The 24,048-nt window shown below is 57.2% G+C and carries 23 protein-coding genes, 1 pseudogene and 1 other annotated feature; of the genes and pseudogenes, 9 read left to right on the forward strand and 15 right to left on the reverse strand.

Annotated features, from left to right (window positions below; genetic code table 11):
• The first annotated feature begins 142 nt into the window (after positions 1-142).
• The gene (locus KK102_RS19040; protein ID WP_024907387.1) at positions 143-889 is read left to right on the forward strand and encodes a GntR family transcriptional regulator; all 747 of its coding nucleotides are present in this window, start codon (positions 143-145) and stop codon (positions 887-889) included.
• Here KK102_RS19040 and KK102_RS19045 read toward each other — a convergent pair.
• The 3 genes from KK102_RS19045 to ibpA form a co-directional block, all read right to left on the reverse strand.
• Positions 857-2,518 carry a putative transporter gene (locus tag KK102_RS19045; protein WP_148769890.1) on the reverse strand — a complete coding sequence of 554 codons (1,662 nt, stop codon included), beginning with the start codon at positions 2,516-2,518 and terminating at the stop codon, positions 857-859. The two genes, KK102_RS19040 and KK102_RS19045, sit on opposite strands and share 33 nt — an antisense overlap.
• Before the next feature lie 165 nt (positions 2,519-2,683).
• Positions 2,684-3,112, reverse strand: a complete 429-nt coding sequence (gene ibpB / locus KK102_RS19050) for a small heat shock chaperone IbpB (RefSeq protein WP_126545769.1) — start codon at positions 3,110-3,112, stop codon at positions 2,684-2,686.
• Between the two features lie 136 nt (positions 3,113-3,248).
• The gene (gene ibpA, locus KK102_RS19055; protein WP_008500162.1) at positions 3,249-3,659 is read right to left on the reverse strand and encodes a small heat shock chaperone IbpA; all 411 of its coding nucleotides are present in this window, start codon (positions 3,657-3,659) and stop codon (positions 3,249-3,251) included.
• Positions 3,653-3,724 (reverse strand) — a sequence feature (ROSE (Repression Of Heat Shock gene Expression) occurs in the 5'-region of heat shock genes and acts as an RNA thermometer to modulate expression.). (Overlaps the previous gene by 7 nt.)
• 248 nt (positions 3,725-3,972) lie before the next feature.
• Here ibpA and KK102_RS19060 point away from each other — a divergent pair.
• Entirely contained in the window at positions 3,973-4,305 is a 333-nt protein-coding gene (locus KK102_RS19060; protein ID WP_216358225.1) for a YceK/YidQ family lipoprotein, read from the forward strand.
• On the opposite strand, the gene KK102_RS19065 is transcribed toward KK102_RS19060, so the two are convergent.
• The 8 genes from KK102_RS19065 to KK102_RS19100 form a co-directional block, all read right to left on the reverse strand.
• Positions 4,302-5,531: a YidR family protein gene (locus KK102_RS19065; RefSeq protein WP_216358226.1), complete on the reverse strand. Its 1,230-nt coding sequence runs from the start codon at positions 5,529-5,531 to the stop codon at positions 4,302-4,304. The two genes, KK102_RS19060 and KK102_RS19065, sit on opposite strands and share 4 nt — an antisense overlap.
• Positions 5,532-5,582: 51 nt before the next feature.
• Positions 5,583-6,920: an MFS transporter gene (locus KK102_RS19070; protein WP_216358227.1), complete on the reverse strand. Its 1,338-nt coding sequence runs from the start codon at positions 6,918-6,920 to the stop codon at positions 5,583-5,585.
• Between the two features lie 74 nt (positions 6,921-6,994).
• Positions 6,995-8,143 (reverse strand): galactonate dehydratase, encoded by a 1,149-nt coding sequence (gene dgoD, locus KK102_RS19075; protein WP_216358228.1) that lies wholly within the window; start codon positions 8,141-8,143, stop codon positions 6,995-6,997.
• Positions 8,140-8,757, reverse strand: a complete 618-nt coding sequence (locus KK102_RS19080; protein WP_042714333.1) for a 2-dehydro-3-deoxy-6-phosphogalactonate aldolase — start codon at positions 8,755-8,757, stop codon at positions 8,140-8,142. The genes dgoD and KK102_RS19080 overlap by 4 nt, the downstream gene beginning before the upstream one ends.
• Positions 8,741-9,619 carry a 2-dehydro-3-deoxygalactonokinase gene (locus KK102_RS19085; RefSeq protein ID WP_216358229.1) on the reverse strand — a complete coding sequence of 293 codons (879 nt, stop codon included), beginning with the start codon at positions 9,617-9,619 and terminating at the stop codon, positions 8,741-8,743. The genes KK102_RS19080 and KK102_RS19085 overlap by 17 nt, the downstream gene beginning before the upstream one ends.
• A complete protein-coding gene (gene dgoR / locus KK102_RS19090) occupies positions 9,616-10,305 on the reverse strand; it encodes a D-galactonate utilization transcriptional regulator DgoR (RefSeq protein ID WP_003861109.1) in 690 nt (229 codons plus the stop codon). The genes KK102_RS19085 and dgoR overlap by 4 nt, the downstream gene beginning before the upstream one ends.
• Before the next feature lie 226 nt (positions 10,306-10,531).
• Positions 10,532-11,344, reverse strand: coding sequence for a sugar-phosphatase (gene yidA / locus KK102_RS19095; protein ID WP_216358230.1), 813 nt, complete (start codon positions 11,342-11,344; stop codon positions 10,532-10,534).
• A 114-nt stretch (positions 11,345-11,458) separates the two neighbouring features.
• Positions 11,459-12,484, reverse strand: coding sequence for a zinc-dependent alcohol dehydrogenase family protein (locus tag KK102_RS19100; protein WP_126545775.1), 1,026 nt, complete (start codon positions 12,482-12,484; stop codon positions 11,459-11,461).
• Between the two features lie 110 nt (positions 12,485-12,594).
• Here KK102_RS19100 and KK102_RS19105 point away from each other — a divergent pair, with 110 nt between their 5' ends.
• Positions 12,595-13,530 (forward strand): LysR family transcriptional regulator, encoded by a 936-nt coding sequence (locus KK102_RS19105; RefSeq protein WP_216358231.1) that lies wholly within the window; start codon positions 12,595-12,597, stop codon positions 13,528-13,530.
• Positions 13,531-13,564: 34 nt separating this feature from the next.
• Here the strand turns inward: KK102_RS19105 and gyrB are convergent, their stop codons facing one another.
• The 4 genes from gyrB to dnaA are packed head-to-tail and all read right to left on the reverse strand — an operon-like array spanning position 13,565 to position 19,577.
• A complete protein-coding gene (gyrB, locus tag KK102_RS19110) occupies positions 13,565-15,976 on the reverse strand; it encodes a DNA topoisomerase (ATP-hydrolyzing) subunit B (RefSeq protein WP_126545777.1) in 2,412 nt (803 codons plus the stop codon).
• A gap of 28 nt (positions 15,977-16,004) precedes the next feature.
• Entirely contained in the window at positions 16,005-17,078 is a 1,074-nt protein-coding gene (recF, locus tag KK102_RS19115) for a DNA replication/repair protein RecF (protein ID WP_032648574.1), read from the reverse strand.
• Positions 17,078-18,178: a DNA polymerase III subunit beta gene (dnaN, locus tag KK102_RS19120; protein WP_008500170.1), complete on the reverse strand. Its 1,101-nt coding sequence runs from the start codon at positions 18,176-18,178 to the stop codon at positions 17,078-17,080. The genes recF and dnaN overlap by 1 nt, the downstream gene beginning before the upstream one ends.
• A gap of 4 nt (positions 18,179-18,182) precedes the next feature.
• Positions 18,183-19,577, reverse strand: a complete 1,395-nt coding sequence (gene dnaA / locus KK102_RS19125; protein WP_216358232.1) for a chromosomal replication initiator protein DnaA — start codon at positions 19,575-19,577, stop codon at positions 18,183-18,185.
• Positions 19,578-19,898: 321 nt separating this feature from the next.
• On the opposite strand from dnaA, the pseudogene KK102_RS22425 reads away from it, so the two are divergent.
• The 6 genes and pseudogenes from KK102_RS22425 to mnmE form a co-directional block, all read left to right on the forward strand.
• Positions 19,899-19,949: pseudogene (locus KK102_RS22425) on the forward strand (hypothetical protein); the annotation flags it as partial.
• Positions 19,950-20,177: 228 nt separating this feature from the next.
• On the forward strand, positions 20,178-20,318 hold the full coding sequence (gene rpmH / locus KK102_RS19130) for a 50S ribosomal protein L34 (RefSeq protein WP_000831330.1): 141 nt from the start codon (positions 20,178-20,180) through the stop codon (positions 20,316-20,318).
• A gap of 16 nt (positions 20,319-20,334) precedes the next feature.
• Positions 20,335-20,694, forward strand: coding sequence for a ribonuclease P protein component (rnpA, locus tag KK102_RS19135; RefSeq protein ID WP_010426559.1), 360 nt, complete (start codon positions 20,335-20,337; stop codon positions 20,692-20,694).
• Positions 20,658-20,915 carry a membrane protein insertion efficiency factor YidD gene (gene yidD / locus KK102_RS19140; protein ID WP_001307474.1) on the forward strand — a complete coding sequence of 86 codons (258 nt, stop codon included), beginning with the start codon at positions 20,658-20,660 and terminating at the stop codon, positions 20,913-20,915. The genes rnpA and yidD overlap by 37 nt, the downstream gene beginning before the upstream one ends.
• Before the next feature lie 2 nt (positions 20,916-20,917).
• A complete protein-coding gene (gene yidC / locus KK102_RS19145) occupies positions 20,918-22,561 on the forward strand; it encodes a membrane protein insertase YidC (protein WP_126545778.1) in 1,644 nt (547 codons plus the stop codon).
• 72 nt (positions 22,562-22,633) lie between these two features.
• Complete coding sequence (gene mnmE, locus KK102_RS19150; protein WP_216358233.1) at positions 22,634-23,998, forward strand: tRNA uridine-5-carboxymethylaminomethyl(34) synthesis GTPase MnmE; 1,365 nt, start codon at positions 22,634-22,636, stop codon at positions 23,996-23,998.
• Positions 23,999-24,048: the final 50 nt, after the last annotated feature.

Here is a 24,048-nt window from a genome sequence, read left to right on the forward strand (position 1 = left end):
ACTGATGCGCGAACATGGCGTGCCGCTGCGATTCGTGATCCCATTCATGGTTTTATTTTGACCAATCAGGTCTACTTTTAGCGGTAAACATGGACATGTCAGGACGCAATCCACGCGCTAATAAGGGCAGAGAGGTCTACTTGTGATCTACAAATCTATCGCCGACAGATTGCGGCTGCGGCTGAATTCGTCGGACTACAACATCGGCAGCCCGCTGCCCGGCGAAAAAGCGCTGGCGCAGGAGTTCGGCGTGGCGCGAATGACCATCCGCAAGGCGCTGGATCTGCTGGTGAGCTGGGGGCTGGTTGAGCGGCGGCACGGCAGCGGAACCTTTGTCTCACGCAAAGACGTTCACCACGAAACCACCAACCTGACCGGGCTGGTGGAGGTGCTGCGCCAGCAGGGAAAAGAGGTGCAGAGCAAGGTGCTGCAGTTCGAGGTGATGCCCGCCCCGCCCGCCATCGCCAGCCAGCTGCGGATTCAGGTGGATGAGCGGATCTACTTTTCCCGACGGGTGCGCTACGTGGACGGGAAGCCGCTGATGCTGGAGGACAGCTTTATGCCGGTGAAGCTGTTCCGCAATCTGTCGCTGGCGCATCTTGAGGGGTCTAAGTTTGATTACATCGAGAAGGAGTGCGGGATTACCATCAGCGGGAACTACGAGAGCCTGACGCCGGTGCTGGCAGATAAAACGCTGGCCGGTTATATGAACCTGCCGGAACAGACGCCGCTGCTGCGCATTACGTCCCTCTCCTACAGCGACAGCGGCGAGTTCCTCAATTATTCTGTGATGTTCCGAAATACCAGCGATTACCAGGTGGACTACCATCTGCGGCGCATCCACCCGGACGATCTGCTAGCCCATCCCCCAGAACAGCACCGCCAGTAGCTGCGGCGTAATGATGCGCAGGAACATCACCAGCGGATAAACGGTGGCATAGGAGAGCGCGGCAGCGCCGCTGGTGGCGTGCAGGTTGTTGGCAAAGGCCAGCGCGGGCGGATCGGTCATGGAGCCCGCCAGCATGCCGCACAGCGTCAGGTAGTTCATTTTGGCGAACATCCGCGCCAGTATGCCCACCGTCAGCAGCGGGATCGCCGTGATAAAGATGCCGTAGCCCACCCAGCTCATCCCTTCCCCTTTGACCAGGGTATCGACAAAATCCCCGCCGGACTTCAGCCCGACCACCGCCAGGAACAGGACGATGCCCAGCTCGCGCAGCGCCAGGTTGGCGCTCGGCGGCATAAACCAGTAGAGCTTACCGATGCAGCCGATACGCCCGAGGATCAGCGCCATAATCAGCGGCCCGCCCGCCAGGCCCAGCTTGAGCGCCACCGGGAAGCCCGGCACGTACAGCGGGATGGAGCCGAGCAGCACGCCGAGTCCGATCCCGATAAACACCGGCAGCATCTGCACCTGCTGCAGTTTTTGCTGGGCGTTACCCACCATATCCGCGACGGCGTCGATGGACGACGGGCGCCCGACCAGGTTGAGGATATCCCCGAACTGCAGGCTGGCCTCCGGGCTGGCGACCAGCTCCACACCCGCACGGTTGAGGCGGGAGATCACCACGTCGTAGCGCTCTTTTACCTGCAGATCGCGTATTTTCTTGCCAAGAACGTGCTCGTTAGTCACCACAACGCGTTCCACCCGCATATCGGTGCCGCGGGTTGAGAGAGAGGTATCCACTTCCTGACCAATCACCAGCCGCGCGTTGTTTAAATCGCCGGGCTGGCCGACCAGATGCAGCAGATCGCCCTGCTGAATAATGGTGCCGGGCGCGGGCACCATCAGCATATCGTCGCGCTTAAGGCGGGAGCAGATGATATTGGCGCTGTTCAGGATCGGCACGTCCTGAATCGCCATATTGTTCAGGTTGGGGTTATCGACCCGAATGTTGATGGTTTTGATCGGCATATGGCCGTTGGTGAGCGTGGTTTCGTGGTCCTTTGCCTCTTTATCGACGTTAATGCGAAACAGGACGCGGACCAGCCACATGGAGAGCAGAATGCCGCAAATGCCAAACGGATAGGCCATGGCGTAGCTCATCCCCATCTGATCGACGATGCCGGGTTCGATGCCCAAATCGCGCAGGATTTGCTGTCCGGCACCGAGCGCGGGCGTGTTGGTGACCGCCCCGGAGAAAATGCCCAGCACCACGGGCAGCGGGATAGCAAAGATTTTATGCAGAATGGCGGTGACCAGCCCGCCCATCACCACAATGCCGAGGGCAAACAGGTTGAGCCGCAATCCGGAAACCCGAAGTGAGGCGAAAAAGCCCGGTCCCACCTGAATCCCGATGGTATAGACGAAGAGGATCAGGCCGAACTCCTGAGTAAAGTGGAGCATCTCGGCGCTGAGGACCAGCCCGAGCTGGTCGGCGAAGTGGCCGACAAAAATGCCGCCAAACAGCACCCCGCCTATCCCAAACCCGACGCCGCGGATTTTGATATTCCCTATCCACAGGCCAACAACAGCGACCAGGGCCAACACGCTGACGGTTAACGCGATATCACTCATGATCCACTTCCTTGGCATAACCTTAGTTATGCTAAGGATTCTCTCAGAGCCGCGGGCGGTTGTATGGGCGATGGCGCACAAAAAAGCCCTGCCGGGGCAGGGCTTTATCTTTTCACCCTCTCCCTGTGGGAGAGGGCCGGGGTGAGGGCACCAGCCCGCACACTGTTAACTGTTTAATGCCGGCCGCTCGCTAATGGCGATACGCTGCGGCGCGATGGCTTCCGGCACGTTGCGGAGCAGGTCGATATGCAGCAGCCCGTTGGTAAACGTCGCGCCGGACACTTCCATATGGTCTGCCAGGGTAAAGCTCAGGCTAAACGGCTGATTAACCAGCCCCTGATGCAGCCATTTGGTCTCGGTCTCTTGTTTTTCCGGCGTACCTTTTACGGTCAGACGCGTACCTTCAAGCTGGATGTCCAGATCGTCCTGACGGAAGCCGGCCAGCGCAAGGGTGATGCGATAGTGGTTATCGTCGCTTTTTTCGATGTTGTACGGCGGAAACGTCTGTTGCTCAGCGGTGTTTTGCAGGGCATTAGCCAGTTTGTCAAAACCAATCCACTGACGCAGCAGGGGGGATAAATCGTAGTTACGCATACTAAATCTCCTTCTGAGAAGCGAGTTCGGCACAGTTTAATTTTGTGCGCAGTTGTTCCTGCAAATCCGGATGGATTCGCATATGCTCCCGTTACGGCAAGCAAGTCTGGGTGGGCCGCTCGCGCGACCCGCATAATTAGTTAATTTCGATACGACGCGGTTTTTTCTCTTCCGGAATCACACGTTCCAGTTCGATAAACAGCAGGCCGTTGACCAGGTTCGCGCCTTTCACGTGAATGTTCTCGGCTAACTGGAACTTGCGTTCAAAGTTGCGCTCGGCGATGCCCTGGTAAAGGTAGGTACGTTCTTTCTGCTCGGCCGTATGGGAACCTTTCACCACCAGCAGGTTGTCCTGCGCGGTGATCTCCAGTTCGTTTTCTGCAAAACCGGCGACGGCAATGGCGATGCGGTAGTGGTTTTCGTCAACCAGCTCAACATTGTATGGAGGGTAGCCGTTGCTCTGGCTTTGGTTATTTTCTAAATGGTTAAACAGGCGGTCAAAACCAATTGCAGAACGGTATAGCGGAGAAAGATCGAAGTTACGCATAAATAAAACTCCTGAAATCAGCGAGAAATTATAGCCTTCCACCATGGACAGGCCTTTGCGCCCCCGAACACCCATCAGGCGAGTTCGTTATCGGGCCACATTCTTAAAATGGGTCTGGATACGGGCTTTTCAAGCGTATTGATGTGAGATTTTTTTGCACTTTGCGGGTTGTCGCTTAGACTGGGACAACAGCACAAAGAGTTAAATTGCGATGGCTGCCACAGTGCGGGGTTTTTGGGCTATTCATTTAGGGTAAGGCTCGCTATAACCCTGAGTTGCAGGTCGATGCAGTGTGATTAACGATGACTGAGTGATGATGAAAAATGTTCTGATAAAGCTGACAGCGTTCAGCGGGGTGGTATTACTTTGCGGGTGCTCGAGCGTGATGTCTCACACCGGCGGTAAAGAAGGAACATATCCGGGGACGCGCGCCAGTGCGGCCATGATTTCCGATGACGACACAAACTGGGGAACCAAATCTCTGGTTATCCTGGATATGCCTTTCACGGCAGTCGCCGATACGCTGCTGCTTCCGTGGGACATGTTCCGCACGGACAGTTCCGTGCGCTCGCGCGTTGAGAAAAGCGAGCAGGAAAATCTGGCGACCAACGCCGTCATCCCGCCCGCAGCACTGCCCCCGCGTTAGTCCTCAGCGGTTTCCGTTAGCCACAGCTGGCGGAAACCGTCCGTCTCTTCCATCCAGGCGATAGCTCGCCCGTCAGGCGAGAACACGACCGCATCCGCAGACAGCGGGTTGCGGCGATCGGACGTCAAAAACGTCACCTCTCCGGTCCGCGCGTCGCAGCAGGCGATCCGGTTTTCAAGCACACATCCCAGCATGTTCCCGGAAGGGTGCCAGTTGAACGCAGACTGAATACCGCTCTCCGTATGGGTTAACTGGCGCGGCTTTCCGCCCTCAGGCGAGATCAGCCACAGCTGCACAATGCCGTTATCGTCGCGCATCAGAAAGGCGATCTGCGTCCCCTGCGGATTACTGCGTACCCAGTGACGCGGCACGTTCACCAGCCCCGGATAACGGTTCTGATGAGTAAAGGTTAAACGACGCTGCATCACTCCGGCAGGTGGCGCTGGCAGAGTCTCTGGCGTTCCCTGCAGCGGCTCATCACCCGCTCGTTTCCAGCCCTGCTCGTCCTGCGGCAACGCGACAATAAACAGCTCGGGCACTTTCTCGCCCTTTTCAGACAGCGTGTCGCCGATAAACGCCAGCCTGTCGTTGCCTACCCAGCCCTCTTCATAGGCGCGGTTGATTTCATCGCTGCCCGGCAGTGGGTTGGGCGTGGTGCGGCTGACCAGCACGCTCCAGAAGGTTCCCGGATAGTCACGCGGATGATTCCCCTGCGGGTTCACCGGGCCGAAAGGCGCAGCCACGCCGACGTTGCGTAAATCGAGCTTCGGATCGCGCTCGTGCAGCACGTGGTCGTTATAGGTGAAGCTGACGAGCTGCCCGTTCGGGCTAAAGACGTGCACATGGCTGCCGCCGCGCAGCGCGCCTGCGGTGTAGGGCGCAGTGATATCCATCGCGTCAAGATTGTTCACCTGACCGTTACAGGCAATGACTCCCTGACGATGATGAAAATCATAGTGCCAGTCTGCGTCCGGGTTTTTCGGGCCGTGGATAAAGACGTATTTTTCCTGTGCGGGATGAACGGTCACCACGCCAACATGCGCGCCGTCAGTGGCGCGATAGATCACCTCCACCTCACCCGTAGCGACATTGACCCGCTCAATGGTTTCGCCGGTAAATGACGCACCAGACGGGCGTACGTCGTAGACCAGCCACTGGCTGTCTGGGGTCCAGGTATTAATATTCGTGAGCTGGTGATGGCGGGAAGTGAAGGTGATTTGTTTCATGAGGATACCCTGATGCAAGGTGAGTGCATCAGGGTAAAACATCCGCAGGGATTAGCCTACTCGTTTCACATCGCCCACCAGCAGGATGTAGGAGAGCGCGCCGATCAGCGCCACGGCGGAGATATAGACCAGCGCCGGGCCGAAGCCGTAGTCCTGCGCCAGGTAGCCGATGACCAGCGGTACGGTGATCCCACCCAGCCCGCCGACAAAGTTGAACACGCCGCCGGTCAGGCCAATCAGCCGCATCGGCGCGAGGGACGACACCAGCGACCAGGTGATGGAGGCGAAACCGTTACCGAAGAACGCCACCGCCATCAGGGCCATAATCCACACCGGATCGTTGGTGTAGTTGGCGCCCATGATGCAGGTGGAGATCAGCAAGCCGCAGATAATCGGCGTTTTACGCGCCACGCCCAGCGAATAGCCTTTTTTCACCAGCTTATCGGCCAGCCAGCCGGAGAGCAGCACGCCGAAAAACGCCGCGAGGAACGGCACGGTGGTCATAAAGCCCGCCTTCAGCGCCGTGATGCCCTTTTCCTGGGTCAGATAGTTCGGGAACCAGGTCAGGAAGAACCACAGCGTGGAGGTCACCGCGAACTGGCCCAGATAAACGCCCACCAGCTTACGGTGGAAGACCAGCTTCCAGTCCGCTTTGGTCAGCGGCTGGCGCGCCTCTTTTTTCACCGGCGCATCACCGTCCACCAGGCCACCGCCGTCGCGGATGTAGTCCAGCTCGGCTTTGGTGATGCTTTTGGTCAGACGCGGCGGCTGGTAGACCTTAAACCAGATCAGCGACCAGATAATGCCAATCCCGCCCGTGACGATGAACACCCAGTGCCAGCTCAGCAGCTCCTGGATCCAGATCAGCAGCGGCGTCAGGAACGCCAGGCCAACGAACTGCCCGGAGGTGTAAAAGCCAACGGCGGAAGCGCGCTCGTGTTCCGGGAACCAGCTGGTGACCATGCGGTTATTGGTCGGAAACGCGGGCGCTTCGAAAACTCCGGTAATGGCACGCAGGCCAATCAGCGACATCAGCCCGGTCGCGAAGCCCTGGAAAAGGGTCGCCACGGACCAGCCGAAAATGGCGATAAAGTAGGTCAGACGTGAACCCACGCGGTCAAGGAACCAGCCGCCCGGGATCTGGCAGAGCGTATACAGCCAGGCAAACGCCGAGAAGACGTAGCCCATTTCCGCTTTGGTGATGCCAAACTCTTCCTGAATATGGGCCGATGCCACGGCAAGGTTGGCGCGGTCGACATAGCAAATGACCACGGTAATAAAGATCATAATCAGCGTCAGGTAGCGGCGACGCCCGGTTTTTGCAGCAGTAACTGGAATATCCATCGCAATCTGTCTCCAGATTTTGGGCATAGCGAAGCCGCTCACCATGCCCTGTAATTTACAGAGGGTTATATTTTTGTATGTACGTTTTTTTGGCCGATGGCGCTGCGCTTACCGGCGATTTACCACTCGGCTACGGAACCGTCTTCATGACGCCACAGTGGATTACGCCAGTCCGGCGCGTGTTTACTCAGCTCAATGACTTTGGCTTCGTCAATCTCTACGCCAAGGCCCGGCTTCGTTAACGGTTTAAAGAAACCGCCTTCCATGCTGAAGTCTTCTTTATTTTTCACAAAATCGAGCAGTTCCGCGCCCTTGTTATAGTGAATGCCCATGCTCTGTTCCTGGAACACCGCGTTGCGGGAGACAAAGTCGACGTGCAGGCAGGCCGCCAGCGCGATCGGTCCGAGCGGGCAGTGCGGCGCCAGCGCCACATCGTAAGCTTCGGCCATCCCGGCAATTTTGTAGCATTCGGTGATGCCGCCCGCGTGAGAGAGGTCCGGCTGCAGAATCGCAATGCCGCCCGCTTCAAGCACGCGTTTAAACTCGAAGCGCGAGAACATACGTTCACCCGCCGCGATAGGAATGTGGGTCTGTTCAGCCAGTTTCGGATAGTACTCGGCCTGTTCGGCCAGCACCGGCTCTTCGATAAACAGCGGACGATACGGCTCCAGCTCTTTGATCAGCACTTTGGCCATCGGCGCGCTAACGCGGCCATGGAAGTCCAGGCCAAATTCAATCTCGTTGCCGAAGGCTTCACGGATTTGCGCGACAGTATTCACCGCGCGATCCACCGCGCGCGAGTTGTCGATAACGCCCATCTCTTCGCAGCCGTTGAGTTTGAAGGTGTCAAAACCGATGTTGCGCAGTTGCGTGATGCCGTCGATCGCTTCCGCAGGACGGTCGCCGCCAACCCAGCTGTAGGCTTTAATTTTGTCGCGCACCAGGCCGCCCATCAGCTGCCAGACCGGCGCGTTCAGCACTTTGCCTTTGATATCCCACAGCGCCTGGTCGATACCGGCGATGGCGCTCATCAGGATCGGCCCCCCGCGGTAGAAGCCCGCGCGGTACATCACCTGCCACAGGTCGTTGATGCGAGCCGGATCCTGGCCAATCAGGTATTCACCCAGCTCGTGCACCGCCGCTTCTACGGTGCGCGCACGTCCTTCAATTACCGGTTCGCCCCAGCCCACGACCCCTTCATCGGTTTCGATTTTCAGGAACATCCAGCGCGGGGGTAAACGGTACGTGGTGAGTTTGGTTATTTTCATTTCACTGCCTCTCGATACGCTTTCACAAATGCTGCCGCCTGCTGTGCGGTACGTTCCACGGACTGCCCGGCGCGATACAGATCGCTGCCCAGCCCCGCGCCCACACAGCCCGCGCTCATCCACTGACCCAGGTTTTCTGGCGTTACGCCGCCCACGGCAAAGACCGGCACGCTGGCGGGTAAAACCGCTTTCAACGCTTTGATGTAGTCCGGTCCAAAAGCCGATGATGGGAATATTTTGAGCGACTGTGCGCCCGCATCCAGGGCAGTAAAGGCTTCCGTGGCGGTGGCGCATCCCGGGCAGACGGTCATGCCGTAACCCACCGCGCGGCGGATCACCTCAGGCTGAATGTTGGGCGTGACGATAAGCTTGCAGCCCATTTTCGCCAGTTCATCCACCTGCTCCGGGTGCAGCACGGTGCCTGCGCCAATCAGCGCCTTCTCACCGAACGCCTCCACCACGGCCGGAATGCTTTTTTCCCACTCCGGCGAGTTGAGCGGGATTTCTACCGCGTCGAATCCGGCATCGATAACCGCGCCGACGTGGGCTAACGCCTCATCGGGCGTGATGCCGCGCAAAATCGCGATAAGGGGAAGATCAGTTTGCCACTGCATGAGCGATGCTCCTTATTCCTGCCTGAAATGCCGTGTCGCCGGATACCGTTGCAACATCACGCCCAACGGCGCGAAACGCCTGCTCGTAGCGCGACGTCAGCGATACGCCGGCGACCAGGGTGATGGCCTGCTCGTGCGAGATGAAATCACGCATGCTGGCGACCTCTGCGCCAATCAGCAGGCCGGAGAGAAACTCGCTGACCTGCTCGCACGGGAGATTTCCCAGCACGTGCGAGGCGCGAACCTCAAAAAGCTGCGGCAAAACATCAGGAGAAGCGATCCCACGTTCAAGCCCGGCAGCAAACGCCTCTGACGAGGCTTCCTGCTCCGGCAAACCGGCTCCCACCAGTGAATGATTGAGCAGCAAATGGTGCAGCTCGCCGGTCATCACGGTGCGAAAATCGTGGATTTGCTCAGCGTCGGCCTGGACCCACTTGCAGTGCGTTCCGGGCATGACGTAGACAGAAGAAGGAGAAAGCGTGCGCGCGCCAAGCAGCTGCGTCTCTTCGCCGCGCATCACGTTGTGGTTATCGTCGCGAGAGACGCACAAACCGGGAATAATCCAGATATTGTCGCCAACGGACGTTAACTGCTCGCCAATCGCGGAGAAATGGGCAGGAACAGGCAGGTATGGCGCAACCTTCCAGCCAACGTTGCTGCCGACCATTCCCGCCATGACCACCGGCGTGGCGCTGTCGCGCCAGTTTTGTGTGACCTCTGCTAACACCGCCTCGGGAGATTTACCGTTCAGGCGCGTCACGCCTGCTTCTGATTGCCTGCTCTCCAGGCACTGCTCGCCCTTATAAAGCCAGGCGCGCAGATTGGTCGATCCCCAGTCAATTGCGATGTAGCGAGATGTCATGTGATTTCCTTCAGCCTTCGTGTCGAGCTGGCGATCATGGTAAGTGCCGCCTGCTCTGCCGCATCGCCATCCTGATGCCGTATCGCATCGAACAGCGCTTTATGTTCCTGGAGCGTTTTCGGCATGTTGGCCTCATCGCCCATCCAGGTACGTTCAAATACTGCTCGCTGTAGCGAGCTGATCGCCACGCTAAGCTGCTGTAATACCGGGTTATGCACCGACTGCAGCACCGCTTCGTGGTAGCGAATATCCGCCTCGTTAAACGCCTCCCGGTTCTGGTTATTGGCGATCATGTCGTTTAAAGCCGACTCAATCTGCGCCAAATCGCCGGACGTTGCGCGCTCCGCCGCCCAGCGGGCGATGGCCGGTTCAACCAGGTTTCGTACCTCGCTCATCGCACCGATAAGCCTTGGGTCGTAGTCGTTTTCCAGCACCCACTGCAGCACGTCGGTATCGAGGTAGTTCCACTGGTTGCGCGGGGCAACAAACGCGCCGCGGTACCGTTTCATTTCAATCAGCCGTTTCGCCATCAGCGAGCGGAACACTTCCCGGATGATGTTGCGCGAGGTTTCAAATTCCTCACACAGTTCGGCCTCTGCAGGCAGCGGCGAACCGGGAACGTATTTGCCACCCACAATCTGGGTGCCCAGCGTAATGACGATGCGATCGGTTTTATTGAGAGTCATGGAGAGTCCTTGTGCTCTGTATGTCCATCACTACTTTACCGCGACCGCTGAATTTCACCTCACTTTTGCAGTACAAACGTGAGGGCGTTCGACTTTGTCGTGGTGACAATGTAGTACAATCAACTAATGTTGTACTACAATCCAGATCACAAAAAGAACAATTCGATAAATTCAGCGCAAAAAAAAGCCCCGGTTGATAACCGGGGCTGATGATTAAAAATAAGCGTTACTGCAGCACAAACTTCTCGATCGCGTAGGCAACGCCGTCTTCCAGGTTGGATTTGGTCACGAAGTTGGCCACTTCTTTCACCGACGGAATGGCGTTATCCATCGCCACGCCCACGCCCGCGAATTCAATCATCGCGATGTCGTTTTCCTGGTCGCCCAGCGCCATGATCTCTTCCTGTTTAATCCCCAGCGCATCAGCGAGCGATTTCACGCCGGTGCCTTTATTGACGCGTTTATCGAGGATTTCGAGGAAGTACGGCGCACTTTTCAGCACGGTGTACTTCTTTTTTACCTCCGCCGGAATGCGTGCAATGGCTTTATCCAGGATTTCCGGCTCGTCGATCATCATCACTTTCAGGAACTGGGTCGCCGGGTCCATCTTCTCGGCTTCACAGAACACCAGCGGGATCGTCGCGACAAAGGATTCATGCACCGTGTAGTAGCTGATGTCGCGGTTAGCGGTGTACAGCGTGTTGCGATCGAGCGCGTGGAAGTGCGACCCCACTTCCCGGGACAGTTTTTCCAGGAACAGATAGTCATCGTAGCTCAGCGCGGTTTGCGCAACCGTACTGCCGTCCGCGGCTTTCTGCACCAGCGCACCGTTATAGGTGATGCAGTAGTCGCCAGGCTGATTCATGTGCAGCTCTTTCAGGTAGCTGTGCACGCCCGCATACGGACGCCCCGTGGTCAGGACCACATTCACGCCCTTTGCGCGTGCCGCAGCGATCGCGTTCTTAACGGCTGGAGAGATAGTGTGGTCTGGCAGCAACAGCGTGCCGTCCATATCGATTGCAATGAGTTTGATAGCCATGAGATCCCCGGGATAAATGAGTGCTGCCTCATGCTAACGCGATTAAGCACACAAAAATAGAGCTATATTGCGCAACAAAAGCCCCCTTTTACGCTTATCCCGGGGAACAAAGACCTACTCGCGAGTGAGAACGATTTTACCAAACGCACCGCGATCGAGGTGTTCAAACGCCTGTTCAAGTTCGTTAAAACGGTAGCGATGCTCAATCACGGGTTTCAGTCCGGTGACATCAACAGCGCGGACGAAATCTTCCAGCGCCCGGCGGTGTCCCACGCCGATCCCCTGAATGACGGGGGATTTCAGCAACAGCTCGCCAGCAGAGAGGGTAATCTCCGTCCCGGCCAGCACGCCAATCACGGAGATACGTCCGTGAACGGCAACGGCGCGCAGGGAGTGCTTCAGGTTCTCGCCCCCCACGGTTTCAATAATATGGTCGATGCCGCGATCCTGCGTGAGTGCCAGCGTATTTTCAGCCCAGTCGCCTTTCAGGCGGTTGATGCCCTGGCTGGCCCCCAGTTTTTTGGCCAACGCCAGCTTTTCATCGCTCCCCGAGGTGACAAATACCTCAGCGCCGTGCGCTTTGGCAATTTGCAGGGCGAAAATCGCCACGCCGCCCGTCCCCTGTACCAGCACCGATTGCCCGGCGCGCAGCTGACCGCGTTCCACCAGCGCGAACCAGGCGGTAAGCCCTGCGCAGGGTAAGGTGCTGGCCTCGGCGTCATCCAGGGTCTCCGGCGAGGCCACCAGCGCGTCTTCCTTCACAATCACATACTCGGCCAGCATCCCCTGGAAGTATCCGCCGGATGTTTTATAGGGCAAATTGCGCGCGTCCGCCTGTGGTTTACCGTCGATCCACTCCGGGAAGAAGGTTGAGATGACGCGCGCGCCGGGCTGGAAGCGCGTAACGCCTTCACCAATGCTGTCCACCACGCCCGCCATGTCAGACGCCGGGCTAAACGGGAAGGAAAGCGGGATTGGCATCGTGCCTTCAACAACCATTTTATCGCGATAGTTGAGCGCAACGGCATTCACCCGCACGCGCACTTCACCCGGGCCGGGCTGTGGAACGGGTGCCTGAGTCAGCTTGAGGTTCTCGCGTCCAAGGGCGTCCATGGACCAGCGTTGCATTGTCTCTGTCATTTTATTTCTCCTGCCATCAGATGAGCTTTAGTCCTGACAGTCTACCGTTGACTAAAGGTCGCCAGTGGCGATAAGTTTTCTCTTCATTGACGCCATAATCGATACAATTCATGACCGATACGCTGAAGGATATTCCTGTTTTTGTCGCTGCCGTGGAGGCGGGAAGCTTCGCTCAGGCCGCAATTCGCCTGCACCTGTCGCGCTCGGCGGTAGGGAAAAGCATCGCTCGCCTTGAAGAGCGGCTGGGGGTACGTCTATTTCACCGCACCACCCGTAGCCAGAGGCTGACCGATAACGGCGCTCTTTTTTATGAACGCTGCCTGCGCGCGCTGGAGGAGATTCGGGGCGCGGAATCGCTGCTTGAAACAGGGAAACAGCAGGTCAGTGGCCGCCTGCGCGTTGCCATGCCGGTGCTGTTTGGTCGCCAGTGTGTCGCCCCGCTGCTGATAGCGCTGGCGCAGGAACACCCCGGGCTTGAACTGGAAATGTCATTCAGCGACCGGGTGGTGGATCTCGTCGAGGAAGGGTTTGATATGGCGGTGCGTAACGGCACGCTTCAGGACAGCAGCGTGCTGGTTGCCAGAAGGCTGGGAGAACACCGCATGGTGCTATGCGCCGCGCCGGATTATCTGCAGAAGAAAGGCCAGCCGCAAAGCGTGGCTGATTTACCCCAGCATACGGCGATTAACTATCTGCGCGCAGGCAGAGTGCTGTCCTGGAAGCTGATGGATAATGAAGGAACGTCGCACACCTTTACTCCCCGGTCATCACTTAATATGGATGATTTGCAGGCGATCTGCGACGCTGCGCTGGCCGGACACGGCATTGCATGGCTGCCCTGCTGGATGGTCGTTAAAGATATTCACCAGGGTAAACTCGTCCCGCTCCTGAAGCAGGCACCGGACGTGCATTTCGACGTTCATGCGGTGTGGCAGCAGACGCCGCACCTGCCGCTGAGGGTAAGAATAGCGATAGACACGCTGGCGAGCCGTTTACCGTCCGCAATGTCGCTGGATATGCCTGCGCCCATAAAAAAGCCGCGCTAAAAGCGCGGCCAGTTATCGTGCGGTTTCAAACCGATTAAATATCGATATTTGCCGCTTTCAGGGCGTTCTCTTCGATGAAGGCACGACGTGGTTCAACCGCATCACCCATCAGGGTCGTGAACAGCTGGTCTGCAGCAATCGCGTCCTTAACGGTAACGCGCAGCATGCGGCGGCTTTCCGGATCCATGGTGGTTTCCCACAGCTGCTCCGGGTTCATTTCACCCAGACCTTTATAGCGCTGGATCGCAAGACCACGACGGGACTCTTTCACCAGCCAGTCCAGCGCCTGCTCGAAGCTGGCTACCGGCTGACGACGTTCGCCACGTTCGATGAACGCATCGTCTTCGATCAGGTCGCGCAGCGTCTCGCCGAGCGTGCAGATACGGCGGTATTCCGGACCGGTCACAAACTCGTGCTCCAGTGGGTAGTCGGTATCAACGCCGTGGGTGCGCACGCGAATAATAGGCTCGAACTGCTTATCGGCGTTCTGCTGGATATCGCATTTCCACATGCTGCCGTGCTGCTCTTTCTCGTTCAGATCGGTTACCAGAGCGTTCACCCAGCGGGTCACGGTCTGCTCGTCGCTCAGATCGGCTTCCGTCAGGGTTGGCTGATAAACCAGCTCCTTCAGCAGCGTTTTCGGATAACGGCGTTCCATACGCGTAATCATTTTCTGCGTGGCGTTGAACTCGGACACCAGACGCTCCAGCGGCTCACCGGCCAGTGCAGGCGCGTGCGAGTTCGCGTGCAGGGTTGCGCCATCAAGTGCGATTGCGATTTGGTACTGATCCATCGCTTCGTCATCTTTGATGTACTGTTCCTGCTTGCCTTTCTTCACTTTGTACAGCGGCGGCTGGGCAATGTAGACGTGGCCACGTTCAACGATTTCAGGCATCTGACGATAGAAGAAGGTCAACAGCAGCGTACGAATGTGCGAGCCGTCGACGTCCGCATCGGTCATGATGATGATGCTGTGGTAGCGCAGTTTGTCCGGGTTGTACTCGTCACGGCCGATGCCGCAGCCCAGCGCGGTGATGAGCGTCGCCACTTCCTGAGAAGAGAGCATCTTGTCGAAGCGGGCTTTCTCAACGTTGAGGATTTTACCCTTCAGCGGCAGGATAGCCTGGTTCTTACGGTTACGGCCCTGCTTCGCAGAACCGCCCGCGGAGTCCCCTTCCACGAGGTACAGTTCGGACAGCGCCGGGTCGCGTTCCTGGCAATCAGCCAGCTTGCCCGGCAGGCCGGCTAAGTCCAGCGCGCCTTTACGACGGGTCATTTCACGGGCTTTACGCGCCGCTTCACGGGCACGCGCCGCATCGATAATTTTGCCCACCACGATTTTCGCGTCGGACGGGTTTTCCTGCAGGTAGTCGCTCAGCAGTTCGTTCATCTGCTGCTCAACCGCTGATTTCACCTCAGAAGAGACCAGCTTGTCTTTGGTCTGTGAGGAGAACTTCGGATCCGGCACCTTCACGGAGACAACGGCAATCAGGCCTTCACGGGCATCGTCACCGGTGGCGCTGACTTTCGCTTTCTTGCTGTAGCCTTCTTTGTCCATGTAGGCGTTCAGGGTACGGGTCATCGCCGCACGGAAGCCCGCAAGGTGAGTACCACCGTCACGCTGTGGAATGTTGTTGGTAAAGCAGTAGATGTTTTCCTGGAAACCGTCGTTCCACTGCAGCGCCACTTCCACGCCGATACCGTCTTTTTCGGTGGAGAAGTAGAAGATATTCGGGTGAATGGGCGTTTTGTTCTTGTTCAGATACTCAACAAACGCCTTGATACCACCTTCGTAGTGGAAGTGGTCTTCTTTGTTGTCGCGTTTGTCGCGCAGGCGAATCGAGACGCCGGAGTTCAGGAACGACAGTTCACGAAGGCGTTTCGCCAGGATGTCGTACTCGAACTCGGTGACGTTGGTGAAGGTTTCGAGGCTCGGCCAGAAACGCACCATGGTACCGGTTTTGTCGGTATCTCCCGTGACGGCCAGCGGTGCCTGCGGCACGCCGTGCGTATAGAGCTGACGGTGGATTTTGCCTTCGCGCTGGATAACCAGCTCCAGCTTCTGCGACAGGGCGTTAACTACGGAAACGCCTACACCGTGCAGGCCGCCGGAAACTTTATAGGAGTTATCGTCGAACTTACCGCCTGCGTGCAGGACGGTCATGATCACTTCCGCCGCAGAGACGCCCTCTTCCGGGTGAATACCGGTTGGGATGCCACGACCGTCATCGGTGACGGAGACGGAGTTGTCCGCATGGATGGTGACCACGATGTCTTTACAGTGACCCGCGAGCGCTTCGTCGATAGCGTTATCTACCACCTCGAATACCATGTGGTGCAGACCGGTGCCGTCATCCGTGTCGCCGATATACATACCCGGGCGCTTACGCACCGCATCCAGCCCTTTCAGGACTTTGATACTGGAGGAGTCATAAGAATTCGACATCAACGTTTCTCGCTCATTTCAACTTGGGTTAATCCGTTATTTTACCCTTTTCCACGGTAAACATCTTCGAATTTTCGTCCGACATGTCTATAACGTGTTCAGCGCTAATGGCGCTGACGAAAACCTGCGACTGCGTGGCTTTTAAGCGGCTGGCAAGCAGCCCGCGCCGCGCGTCGTCAAGTTCCGAGGCAAAATCATCTATCAGGTACAGGCAGCGCCGCCCGCTCTCGCGGGTGAGAAACTCCCCCTGCGCCAGGCGCAGCGCACACATCAGGAGCTTGAGCTGCCCGCGCGACAGCGTGTCTTCCACCGGCGCGCCGTCGGCACGAATGCGGAAATCCGCCTTGTGCGGGCCGTGCGCGGTGTAGGTCAACATGCGGTCGCGCTCGAAGTTTCTCTCCAACACCTCGGCATAATCCGTCTCTTTCTCCCAGCCGCGCTGGAAGGAGAAGGTGAGAGAGAATTCGGGTAAAAACTGTTTGCAGGTGTCGGCCATGTCTTCGGCGATACCTGCGCTGTATTCGGCACGCCAGCGGCTGATCTGTTCCGCAAGAGGGATTAACTCCATGTCCCACGGACGCAGCTGGGCGTAGCGCGTCACCTGGCGCAGCGCGGCGTTACGCTGCTTGAGCAGACGCTTCAGGTTGCTCCAGGCGTTAAAAAATCCGGCTTCGTTGTGAAAGCATCCCCAGTCGAGGAACGCTCTTCTGTATTTGGGGCCGCCGTTGAGTAAAGTAAACCCCTCCGGCGTGATCAGCTGCATTGGCATCAGCAGCGCCAGCTCCGCCACCTTGTGGCCGTCGGTACCGTCGATGCGCACCTTGCTGTCGCCCTGCTTGTCTTTGGTCAGGCCGATGGCGGTTTCCCGCTCCGCCCCCTGCAAACGCCCGTGCAGAACAAAGGATTCCTGCTCGTGGCGAATAACGCGACCAATCTGCAAACTGCGAAACGCCCGGCCGTGGCCGAGCGTATAGATGGCTTCCAGCACGCTGGTTTTGCCGCTGCCATTCGCGCCAACCAGGAAGTTAAAGCCAGGGGATAAAGCGAGATCCGCGCTTTCGATATTGCGAAAGTCGCGGATCAACAGACGGGTGAGCGACATTACAGTCTCATTGGCATGACAACATAGGCAGCCGACTGTGATGCGGCATCTTCAATCTGTACGCTCGAAACGGAGTCGGTCAGCAGGATGCGCACGTTCTCGCATTTCAGCGCATTCAGCACATCCAGCACGTAGCTGACGTTGAAGCCGATTTCCATCTCAGCCCCGGCGTAGGTGACGTCCAGAATCTCTTCTGCCTCTTCCTGCTCCGGGTTGTTGGCGGTGATTTTGATCTGGTTTTCACTCACGTACAGGCGCACGCCGCGGAATTTCTCGTTAGAGAGGATCGCGGCACGGGCAAAGGCCTGCTTGAGGCTATCGCAACCGGCTTCGAGCGTTTTGTCCGGGTTCTTCGGCAATACGCGGCGATAATCCGGGAAACGACCGTCAACCAGCTTCGATGTGAAGACAAAATCGCCCACGTGGGCGCGGATGTTATTGCTGCCGATCTGCACGCGCAGCGGCGTGTCGCCACCGTCGAGCATACGCATCAGCTCAATCACCCCTTTACGCGGCACGATCACCGAATGGTTTGGCAGTGAATCGCCAATCGGCATAGAACAGACCGCCAGACGGTGGCCGTCGGTGGCTACGGTACGCAGCTCTTCACCTTCGGTTTCGAACAGCATGCCGTTTAAGTAGTAACGAACGTCCTGATGCGCCATGGAGAACTGCGTGGCTTCAATCAGACGCTTCATCGTCGCCTGTGGCAGGGTAAATTCCACTTCGCTCTGCCAGTCGTCCAGGTTCGGGAAGTCTGCAGCAGGCAGCGTGGAGAGCGAGAAACGGCTGCGGCCAGAGCGCACCAGCATACGGTCGCCTTCCAGCTGCACGGCGATTTCAGCGCCTTCCGGCAGCCCGCGGCAGATATCAAAGAATTTACGTGCCGGAACCGTGGTCGCGCCCGCGTCGTGCGGCTGCGTCAGCGTAACGCGCGCGATCATTTCCATTTCCAGATCTGTACCGGTCAGCGACAGCGTACCGTCCGCGACCTGAAGCAGCAGGTTTCCGAGAATAGGCAGCGTTGGGCGGCCGCCTAATGGGCCACTCACCTGTTGCAGCGGTTTTAATAAATGTTCACGTTCAACGGTAAATTTCATAGCGTCACGATGATAATGTTCTGATTAGATTGGAAAAATCTTCTTTTATGTCGTGGCTTTCTTCGCGTAACTGCTCAATCTTGCGACAAGCGTGCAGCACGGTCGTATGGTCACGGCCACCAAACGCATCCCCGATTTCCGGCAGACTGTGGTTGGTTAACTCCTTTGCCAGCGCCATCGCCATCTGACGCGGACGCGCCACCGAGCGGGAACGACGTTTAGACAGTAAATCTGCCACTTTAATCTTGTAGTACTCAGCCACCGTCTTTTGAATATTGTCGATAGTGACCAGTTTTTCCTGCAATGCCAGCAAATCGCGCAGCGCTTCACGCACAAAATCGATGGTGATCGCACGACCGGTGAAGTTGGCATTGGCGATAACGCGGTTCAGTGCCCCCTCCAGCTCACGCACGTTGGAGCGCAGACGCTTGGCAATGAAGAACGCCACTTCACCCGGCAGGCGAATGTCGTTTTCATCGGCTTTCTTCATCAGGATCGCGACGCGGGTTTCCAGCTCCGGTGGCTCGATCGCCACGGTCAGGCCCCAGCCGAAGCGGGATTTCAGACGATCTTCAACGCCGTTGATCTCTTTTGGATAACGATCCGAGGTCAAAATGATCTGCTGATTACCTTCCAGCAGGGCGTTGAAGGTGTGGAAAAATTCTTCCTGCGATCGTTCTTTGTTGGCAAAGAACTGAATGTCATCAATCAGCAGCGCGTCAACGGAACGATAGTAGCGTTTAAACTCTTCGATCGCATTGTTTTGCAGGGCTTTTACCATGTCCTGAACGAAGCGCTCGGAGTGCATATACACCACTTTGGCATTGGGCTTGCGCGCCATAATGCCGTTGCCCACCGCATGCAGCAGGTGCGTTTTACCCAGACCCGTGCCGCCATAAAGGAACAGCGGGTTATAGGCTCCACCGGGGTTATCAGCAACCTGACGGGCCGCCGCGCGCGCCAGCTGGTTCGACTTACCTTCAACGAAGTTATCGAAGGTGTGTTTCACGTTAACGTTAGAGCGGTAGGTTGGCTCAGCCGGTGCGGGAACATTATCCCAGCCCTGACGAACGGGGGCGACGCGAGGGGCCGGAGCAGGAGCGGCCTGAGCAGGCGCTGCGACGTTCACGGTTTCACGAACGGTTTGGGTGACCGGCTTTGTACCCACTTCAAAGCGCAGCTGTGGGGCCTCTGACCCGCAGAAATCGTTCAGCAGTCCATTGATATTATTAAGGTACTTGTCCCTTACCCAATCGAGCACAAAACGGTTTGGCGCATACAAAGCCAGCGTGTTATCGCTCAGTTCCGCCTGCAACGGGCGGATCCACATACTGAATTCTGTGGCTGGTAACTCATCCTGCAATCGGGCAAGACACTGCTGCCAAAGCGAAAGTGACACGGCGGACTCCACTCGAACAATAAAAGAAAACTATTGAATATTCATGATTGTTGGCGCACATCGACATGACCCTGTGCAAAAGGGGGACGTGCGAATTGCTATCTGCAATTTATCCTGACCAGGATCCTGGGATCCCGATCGGGACCGCGGATCATAGCCTAAACTGAGCCAGAGATCTTCTGTTTCTCACAGATTCTTCCCGATTTATCCACAGGAAGATCCGAAACCGGGTAAGTGTAAACGATCCTGACGCGAGTGCCCCACGATTTAGCCCGCATATTGGAAAAATTAATGAGCACAGACAATTTATTGCTTAAATGATCTAACGAAGATCCGGGACGATCCTTGCGCTTTGTTGGGGAGCCCGTATAATCCTCGACCCGGCGCGTGATGCTCATCTTCCTGCGTCGTCCGTTGCTCATTTTCCACGCGAAAACGTGCGGAAATACGCGGGAAATAAGGAAAGAGAATTGACTCCGGAGTGTACAATTATTACAATCCGGCCTCTTTAATCACCCACGGCTTCGGCGTCCGTCATTCGAAACTCGGTCGGGCATCCGCAAAAGTCATGAATTTTTTCAAGTTTAGGTAGAAATCGCCATGAAACGCACTTTTCAACCGTCTGTACTGAAGCGCAACCGTTCTCACGGCTTCCGTGCTCGTATGGCTACTAAAAATGGTCGTCAGGTTCTGGCACGTCGTCGTGCTAAAGGCCGCGCTCGTCTGACCGTTTCCAAGTAATAAAGCTAACCCCTGAGTGGTTAAGCTCGCATTTCCCAGGGAGTTACGTTTGTTAACTCCCACTCATTTCACTTTCGTCTTCCAGCAGCCACAACGGGCTGGCACGCCGCAAATCACCATCCTCGGCCGCCAAAATTCGCTGGGGCATCCCCGCATCGGTCTCACAGTCGCCAAGAAAAATGTTAAGCGTGCGCATGAACGCAATCGGATTAAACGTCTGACGCGTGAAAGCTTCCGTTTACGTCAGCACGAACTGCCTTCAATGGATTTCGTGGTGGTGGCGAAAAGGGGGGTTGCCGACCTCGATAACCGTGCTCTCTCGGAAGCGTTGGAAAAATTATGGCGCCGCCACTGTCGCCTGGCTCACGGGTCCTGATAGCCCTCATTCGGGTCTATCAACGCCTGATTAGTCCGCTACTCGGGCCACATTGCCGTTTCACGCCAACATGCTCAAGCTACGGAATTGAGGCATTGCGCAGGTTTGGAGTGATAAAAGGCAGTTGGTTGACGGTGAAACGCGTATTAAAATGCCACCCTTTACACCCAGGTGGAGACGACCCCGTCCCTCCAGGACCCTTTGATACCAGAGAACACTAACGATGGATTCGCAACGCAATCTTCTTATCATCGCTTTGTTGTTCGTGTCTTTCATGATCTGGCAGGCATGGGAGCAGGATAAAAATCCTCAACCCCAGCAGCAGACCACGCAGACCACGACCACCGCAGCGGGTAGCGCCGCCGACCAGGGCGTACCGGCCAGTGGCCAGGGGAAACAGATTACGGTTAAGACCGATGTGCTTGAGCTGACTATCAACACCCGTGGTGGTGATGTTGAGCAGGCGCTGCTGTTGACCTACCCGAAAGAGCTGAAGTCTACCGAACCGTTCCAGTTACTGGAAACCACGCCTGAGTTTATCTACCAGGCGCAGAGCGGCCTGACCGGTCGTGATGGCCCGGATAACCCGGCTAACGGTGCGCGTCCACTGTATACCGTCGAGAACGACACTTTTGTGCTGGCTGATGGTCAGAACGAACTCGCGATCCCGATGACGTACACCGACGCCGCGGGCAACACCTTCACCAAAACCTTCACCCTGAAACGCGGTGAATATGCGGTGAACGTGGGCTACAGCGTACAGAACGCCGGTGAGAAACCGCTGGAAATTTCTACCTTTGGTCAGCTGAAGCAGTCCATCAATCTGCCGTCTCACCGTGACACCGGAAGCAGCAACTTTGCGCTGCATACCTTCCGCGGCGCGGCGTACTCCACGCCTGATGCGAAGTACGAGAAATACAAATTCGACACCATTGCCGATAACGAAAACCTGAACGTCAGCTCCAAAGGCGGTTGGGTGGCCATGCTGCAGCAGTATTTCGCAACCGCGTGGATCCCGAATAACGACGGTACGAATAACTTCTACACCGCGAACCTGGGCAACGGTATTGCCGCCATCGGCTACAAGTCTCAGCCGGTTCTGGTACAGCCGGGTCAAACCGGTAAGCTGGCAAGCACCCTGTGGGTCGGCCCGGAAATTCAGGACAAAATGGCCGCTGTTGCGCCGCACCTGGATCTGACCGTGGATTACGGCTGGTTGTGGTTCATCTCTCAGCCGCTGTTTAAGCTGCTGAAGTTCATCCACAGCTTCCTGGGTAACTGGGGCTTCTCCATCATCGTTATCACCTTCATCGTTCGTGGCATCATGTACCCGCTGACCAAAGCGCAGTACACCTCCATGGCGAAGATGCGCATGCTGCAGCCGAAGATTCAGGCTATGCGTGAGCGTCTGGGCGATGACAAACAGCGTCAGAGCCAGGAGATGATGGCCCTGTATAAAGCAGAGAAAGTGAACCCACTGGGTGGTTGCTTCCCGCTGCTGATTCAGATGCCAATCTTCCTTGCGCTGTACTACATGCTGATGGGCTCCGTTGAGCTGCGCCACGCGCCGTTCGCCCTGTGGATCCATGACCTGTCCGCACAGGACCCGTACTACATCCTGCCGATCCTGATGGGCGTGACGATGTTCTTCATCCAGAAGATGTCGCCGACCACCGTGACCGACCCGATGCAGCAGAAGATCATGACCTTTATGCCGGTCATCTTCACCGTGTTCTTCCTGTGGTTCCCGTCAGGTCTGGTGCTGTACTATATCGTCAGCAACCTGGTGACCATCATCCAGCAGCAGCTGATTTACCGTGGTCTGGAAAAACGTGGCCTGCATAGCCGCGAAAAGAAAAAGTCCTGATTCGGTAAGTTAACGCTAAAATAAGGGCGGTCGATTGACCGCCTTTTTTATTTGTATTGAACGAGACCAACCATGAGCCATAACGACACTATCGTCGCCCAGGCAACCCCACCGGGACGCGGTGGTGTAGGCATTCTGCGTATCTCCGGCCTGAAGGCGCGCGAGGTGGCCGAAGCGGTGCTGGGTAAACTGCCAAAGCCGCGCTACGCTGATTACCTGCCGTTTAAGGACACCGACGGCACGCCGCTGGACCAGGGCATTGCGCTGTGGTTCCCCGGCCCGAACTCTTTTACCGGCGAAGACGTGCTGGAGCTGCAGGGCCACGGCGGCCCGGTTATCCTCGACCTGCTGTTAAAACGTATTCTGACCCTGCCCGGTCTGCGCATTGCGAAGCCTGGCGAGTTCTCCGAGCGTGCCTTCCTCAACGACAAGCTCGACCTGGCACAGGCCGAGGCGATTGCAGACCTGATCGACGCCAGCTCTGAACAGGCGGCCCGCTCCGCCCTCAACTCATTGCAGGGGGCATTCTCCGCGCGCGTGAATCACCTTGTGGAAGCACTTACTCACCTGCGCATCTACGTGGAAGCGGCTATCGACTTCCCGGATGAGGAGATCGACTTCCTCTCTGACGGTAAAATCGAAGCGCAGCTTAACCAGGTCATGAGCGATCTCGACGCCGTTCGCGCCGAAGCGCGCCAGGGCAGCCTGCTGCGTGAAGGGATGAAGGTGGTTATTGCCGGACGCCCTAACGCCGGGAAATCGAGCCTGCTGAACGCCCTGGCGGGCCGTGAAGCGGCGATCGTCACCGACATTGCCGGGACCACCCGCGACGTGCTGCGCGAGCATATCCATATCGACGGGATGCCGCTGCACATCATTGATACCGCCGGTCTGCGCGACGCCAGTGATGAAGTGGAACGCATCGGTATCGAGCGCGCCTGGCAGGAGATCGAGCAGGCCGACCGCGTGCTGTTTATGGTGGACGGCACCACGACCGACGCCATGGACCCGGCGGAGATCTGGCCGGACTTTATCGCCCGTCTGCCGGCTAAACTGCCGATCACCGTGGTGCGTAATAAAGCGGATGTCACCGGCGAAACGCTGGGCATCAGCGATGTGAACGGTCACTCACTGATTCGCCTGTCGGCGCGTACCGGTGAAGGCGTTGACGACCTGCGTAACCATCTCAAGCAGAGCATGGGCTTTGACACCAGCATGGAAGGCGGCTTCCTGGCGCGTCGTCGTCATCTGCAGGCGCTGGAAGAGGCGGCGAACCACCTTGTTCAGGGTAAAGCACAGCTGATCGGCGCGTGGGCGGGTGAACTGCTGGCGGAAGAACTGCGCCTGGCGCAGCAGAATCTGAGCGAGATCACCGGGGAGTTTACGTCGGACGATCTGCTGGGAAGGATCTTCTCGAGCTTCTGTATTGGTAAGTAATGCCCGCTAATTAATGGTGATTTCCTCCTGGGAAATCACCATTGTCCAAA

Origin of the sequence: Enterobacter quasimori (assembly GCF_018597345.1) — a bacterium.
Taxonomy (GTDB): Bacteria; Pseudomonadota; Gammaproteobacteria; order Enterobacterales; family Enterobacteriaceae; genus Enterobacter; species Enterobacter mori.

Bases quoted from the DNA above. Each gene is read 5' to 3' on its own strand.
- KK102_RS19045 (WP_148769890.1), bottom strand. From the start codon at position 2,518: ATGAGTGATATCGCGTTAACCGTCAGCGTGTTGGCCCTGGTCGCTGTT.
- ibpB (WP_126545769.1), bottom strand. From the start codon at position 3,112: ATGCGTAACTACGATTTATCCCCCCTGCTGCGTCAGTGGATTGGTTTT.
- ibpA (WP_008500162.1), bottom strand. From the start codon at position 3,659: ATGCGTAACTTCGATCTTTCTCCGCTATACCGTTCTGCAATTGGTTTT.
- KK102_RS19060 (WP_216358225.1), top strand. From the start codon at position 3,973: ATGATGAAAAATGTTCTGATAAAGCTGACAGCGTTCAGCGGGGTGGTA.
- KK102_RS19065 (WP_216358226.1), bottom strand. From the start codon at position 5,531: ATGAAACAAATCACCTTCACTTCCCGCCATCACCAGCTCACGAATATT.
- KK102_RS19070 (WP_216358227.1), bottom strand. From the start codon at position 6,920: ATGGTGAGCGGCTTCGCTATGCCCAAAATCTGGAGACAGATTGCGATG.
- dgoD (WP_216358228.1), bottom strand. From the start codon at position 8,143: ATGAAAATAACCAAACTCACCACGTACCGTTTACCCCCGCGCTGGATG.
- KK102_RS19080 (WP_042714333.1), bottom strand. From the start codon at position 8,757: ATGCAGTGGCAAACTGATCTTCCCCTTATCGCGATTTTGCGCGGCATC.
- KK102_RS19085 (WP_216358229.1), bottom strand. From the start codon at position 9,619: ATGACATCTCGCTACATCGCAATTGACTGGGGATCGACCAATCTGCGC.
- dgoR (WP_003861109.1), bottom strand. From the start codon at position 10,305: ATGACTCTCAATAAAACCGATCGCATCGTCATTACGCTGGGCACCCAG.
- yidA (WP_216358230.1), bottom strand. From the start codon at position 11,344: ATGGCTATCAAACTCATTGCAATCGATATGGACGGCACGCTGTTGCTG.
- KK102_RS19100 (WP_126545775.1), bottom strand. From the start codon at position 12,484: ATGACAGAGACAATGCAACGCTGGTCCATGGACGCCCTTGGACGCGAG.
- KK102_RS19105 (WP_216358231.1), top strand. From the start codon at position 12,595: ATGACCGATACGCTGAAGGATATTCCTGTTTTTGTCGCTGCCGTGGAG.
- gyrB (WP_126545777.1), bottom strand. From the start codon at position 15,976: ATGTCGAATTCTTATGACTCCTCCAGTATCAAAGTCCTGAAAGGGCTG.
- recF (WP_032648574.1), bottom strand. From the start codon at position 17,078: ATGTCGCTCACCCGTCTGTTGATCCGCGACTTTCGCAATATCGAAAGC.
- dnaN (WP_008500170.1), bottom strand. From the start codon at position 18,178: ATGAAATTTACCGTTGAACGTGAACATTTATTAAAACCGCTGCAACAG.
- rpmH (WP_000831330.1), top strand. From the start codon at position 20,178: ATGAAACGCACTTTTCAACCGTCTGTACTGAAGCGCAACCGTTCTCAC.
- yidD (WP_001307474.1), top strand. From the start codon at position 20,658: ATGGCGCCGCCACTGTCGCCTGGCTCACGGGTCCTGATAGCCCTCATT.
- yidC (WP_126545778.1), top strand. From the start codon at position 20,918: ATGGATTCGCAACGCAATCTTCTTATCATCGCTTTGTTGTTCGTGTCT.
- mnmE (WP_216358233.1), top strand. From the start codon at position 22,634: ATGAGCCATAACGACACTATCGTCGCCCAGGCAACCCCACCGGGACGC.